This is a genomic window from Oleiphilus sp. HI0043 (genome assembly GCF_001634935.1).
On record NZ_LWEY01000739.1, the window covers coordinates 1 to 885 of the forward strand.

An 885-nucleotide genomic window follows, 5' to 3' on the forward strand; every position below is an offset into this window, starting at 1 on the left:
CAAAGCACTATTTGCAGAGAGAGTTGTAGACGACCTTCCTTCAACTCTGTCTTGGGAAGAACAAAAAAGCGCCGAAGCTTATCGAGTTCAACTCACTGACAATAAGCAAAATGGAAAACTTGTTAAGCAAGGGAAAATACAAAAGCCTGAACTTGAGTTGGAACATATTGAGAATGGTGAGTATGACGTTTCCATGCGCGCCATTGACGCTAATGGTTTTGAGGGTGTCGACTCCGTTACACGCATAGCAGTGGACATTGGCACAGAGCAAGCAAAACTCATTGCGCCGCTTGCCAAAAGCATACTTGATAGTACCAAACCTACATTTAGCTGGAACTTTGTTAAACCGGATACGCTCGGAAAACTACAGATTTCCAAAGACAAAGGTTTCAACCTGCTAATCAGCCAAACAGACTTTGATGCAGCGCAGCAGATTGCACCAAGGAAAGCATTGATGCCCGGCTCATACTATTGGCGCGTAGTATCGCTTGCAGATGACGGCGAAACAGCGAATAGCGAAGTGCGTAACTTTTCTGTCCGCGGTATATTGAAACCCGTGAAGATTCTAAGTGTTAACTATATCGACAGCCAAGTTGGCCTGTTCTGGAATAAAGTAGACAATACCCAAGCCTACATATTGCAGGTGTCTGATAGCAAAAGCTTCGAAAACATTCTGAAAGAACAGACCATTGCCAAGGCTCGAGCCCACCTAAGATTAACACCTGGAAAGCGCTATTTCGCTCGGGTTAAGGGAATTGGCAACGAACTATTCAGTTCAGACTTTGGCCCAATCAAAGAGCTATATATTGAAAATGAATAATATGTTGCCTTGCAACAATAATGTTCGTACTGTCATCGGCGCATATCATTTTTTCACATGACAGC

General features: G+C 43.6%; 1 protein-coding gene. It reads left to right on the forward strand.

What is annotated here, in order from left to right:
• Nucleotides 1–820: hypothetical protein (locus tag A3729_RS32640; RefSeq protein WP_197475704.1), on the forward strand; the 820-nt coding region annotated here is incomplete at its 5' end.
• Between the last annotated feature and the right edge of the window lie 65 nt (nucleotides 821–885).